Below are 2,606 nucleotides of genomic sequence, written 5' to 3'. Positions count from 1 at the left end.
CCCGCCGGTGGTCGCCCCGGCCGCGGCCCGCAACCCCCCATCTCGCGCGGGGTGGCCGCCCCGCGCCCGGCACTACCGATCCAATTCAAAGGACTGACATGATCCACCAGACTGAACTGCGCGACCTGCTGCCCGGCATGGTCGCCTTCCCCACCGATGTCTTCCCCGCCGACCAGGCCTGGCTCGGCCAGCACCTGCTGCCGCTGCTGAAGATCGACCTCGGCGTGCTGCGCCCGGAACTGGCCGGCCAGGTGGCAACGATGCTGTGCCCGATCGAGCCGTATGACGGCTGCATCGGCGAGACCACAGAAGAACACCACAACGATTTCACCGGCACCAACTGGATCGCCTTCGAACTGACCGCCGGCAACGAGATGCGCTTCCTCGGCAACGCGGGCTATTTCATCGGTGATGCGGTGCAGGACAAGGATGCGCAGGAACACATCGCGCAGATGCGCGAGAGCTACGCCAAGGCCCGCGATTACCATGCCACGCATGGCCGCCTCGCCTGCTACTCGCGCTATGGCAAGGGTGAGGCCAGCGAGCGCGATTATCTGGATACGCTGGGTGGACAGATTTCCTGCGGCAACTGGATCGAGACGGCTGACATCCCGAACGCTTTCACCCTGGAATTCACCGACGCCGCCAACGACCGGCATGCACCGGACGATGCGGAACTGGCAATCATCCGCCGCGATGGCAACGCGTTCTTCGCGGTGGCCGAAGTGGCCGGCTACAACTGGTGCGCCACCGGCGCCGATGCGATCGTGATGCTGTACGAGCCGGAAAGCCGCACGGTGCTGTTCTCGTACGACTGGTCGTAGGCCCCCTGGTAGTGGCGGGCGCGGGGCGGGGGTGACCACCCAGCCGCGGCCGGGCGCGCACGTCCCCCACTAGACGAGGCCCCCGGTGCCGCCCCGCGCCGCGCGGTCTCCCCCCCCCCGCCCCCCCCGCCCCCCCCACTACCGGATATTCCGGTCGCGCCGAGCGTCCTCGACGCTACGACAGCCATCCAATCGTCGCTTCATCCGTAGAGTCGAGCTTGCTCGACTGCTGCTGGCCGGCTTTCACCACGCTGCCGGCCAGCGGCCGGCACTACCGGATATTCCGGTCGCGCCGAGCGTCCTCGACGCTACGGCAGCCATCCCAATCGTCGCTTCATCCGTAGAGTCGAGCTTGCTCGACTGCTGCAGGCCGGGGCCGTCGAGCAAGCTCGACGCTACGACGGCCATCCCAACCCCTTGCGTCAGCAGCAGCGTGCCGTTTCCCCGCGCGCTTACGGCGCGGCCTTGCGCACCACCAACGTCGCGCTCGCTTCGCCACCGCCTTCCAGCTGCAGCCGCAGCGGCAGCGCCTGGCCTTCCTTCAACGCGCCTTTGCCCTGCATCAGCATCAGGTGCAGGCCACCGGGCTTGAGCTCGGCGCGTGCGCCCGGTGCCAGCGGCAGACGCTCGATCGCGCGCATCCGGCTGACCCCATCCGTGATCGTGGTTTCGTGCAGCGACACATCATTGAAGCTGCTGCTGGTCGCGCCAGTGATCGCCACCGCCTTGCTGCAGCCGTTGTGGATCACGCCGTAGCCGGCGGTCATCGGCATCGCCGGATTCGGTGGCAACCGCGCCCAGCCCTGTTCCACCGTGACGCAGTCCGGTTCCGCCGCCGACGCCGATGCTGCAGCCGCACACAGAACCAACAGTACGCCAACGAATGGTTTGGTTATCATCGCCCAGGTTCCTTCTTCGCAACGAGACCGCAGCATGACGACGCTCATCGAGGTGATCAACCATGGCCCCATCCGCGAACTGCGCCTGGCGCGGCCGCCGGTCAACGCACTGGACACCGAACTGTGCCGGCAGTTGATCCATGCCATCGAGCTGGCCATGGCCGAAGACGCGCACGGCATCGTGCTGTCGGGCAGCGAGCGCATCTTCACCGGCGGTATGGACGTGCCGCACCTGCTCTCGCATGGTGATGACAAGCACAAGTTGTTGGACACCTGGAACGCCTTCTTTGGCGCCGTGCGCACGCTGGCCGAGAGCCGGATCCCGGTGGTCGCGGCGATCACCGGCCACGCACCGGCGGGCGGCTGCGTGCTGGCCCTGTGCTGCGACTACCGGGTGATGGCGCGCAGCGCCGATCCGTCGCGGCCGTATGCCATCGGCCTGAACGAAGTGCAGGTGGGCCTGATCGCGCCGGAGGGCATCCAGCGCCTGCTGCGCCGCGCGGTGGGCGTACACCGCGCCGGCGTCCTGCTGACCACCGGCTCGCTGGTGCCGGCCGAACAGGCGCTGCAGATCGGCCTGGTCGATGAACTGGCCGAAGGCGACCTGGTGGTGGCGCGCGCCATCGCCTGGCTGCAGAACCTGCTCAAGCAGCCGCGCCAGCCGATGCTGCTGACCCGCGCCATCGCCCGTGCCGACCTGCACGTGGCGCTGCAGCCGGACCTGATCCAGCTCGACCGCTTCGTCGAGGCCTGGTTCGCCCCGGATGCGCAGAATGCCCTGCAGGCGCTGGTCGCCCGGCTGGGCAAGTAACCGGTAGTGGGGGGGGGGGGGCGGGGCGCCCCGCTGGGCCACCGGCCGGCGATCAATTGGGGGCGGGGGCGG

The 2,606-nt window shown here is 68.6% G+C and carries 3 protein-coding genes; 2 read left to right on the top strand and 1 reads right to left on the bottom strand.

Annotation, left to right across the window (positions count from 1 at the left end):
* The first annotated feature begins 98 nt into the window (after nucleotides 1–98).
* Entirely contained in the window at nucleotides 99–824 is a 726-nt protein-coding gene (locus tag V3B25_RS16495) for a hypothetical protein (RefSeq protein ID WP_049462330.1), read from the top strand.
* 452 nt (nucleotides 825–1,276) lie between these two features.
* Here the strand turns inward: V3B25_RS16495 and V3B25_RS16490 are convergent, their stop codons facing one another.
* On the bottom strand, nucleotides 1,277–1,723 hold the full coding sequence (locus V3B25_RS16490) for a copper chaperone PCu(A)C (protein ID WP_149909378.1): 447 nt from the start codon (nucleotides 1,721–1,723) through the stop codon (nucleotides 1,277–1,279).
* A 34-nt stretch (nucleotides 1,724–1,757) separates the two neighbouring features.
* Between V3B25_RS16490 and V3B25_RS16485 the strand changes: the two genes are divergently transcribed.
* On the top strand, nucleotides 1,758–2,534 hold the full coding sequence (locus V3B25_RS16485; protein WP_049462328.1) for an enoyl-CoA hydratase/isomerase family protein: 777 nt from the start codon (nucleotides 1,758–1,760) through the stop codon (nucleotides 2,532–2,534).
* Nucleotides 2,535–2,606 lie beyond the last annotated feature (72 nt).

The organism is Stenotrophomonas sp. SMYL8, from assembly GCF_036320065.1.
In the GTDB taxonomy this organism is placed as follows: domain Bacteria; phylum Pseudomonadota; class Gammaproteobacteria; order Xanthomonadales; family Xanthomonadaceae; genus Stenotrophomonas; species Stenotrophomonas maltophilia_A.
Note: the sequence above shows the minus strand (reverse complement) of the source record. Positions and strands in the feature narration are given on the sequence as shown.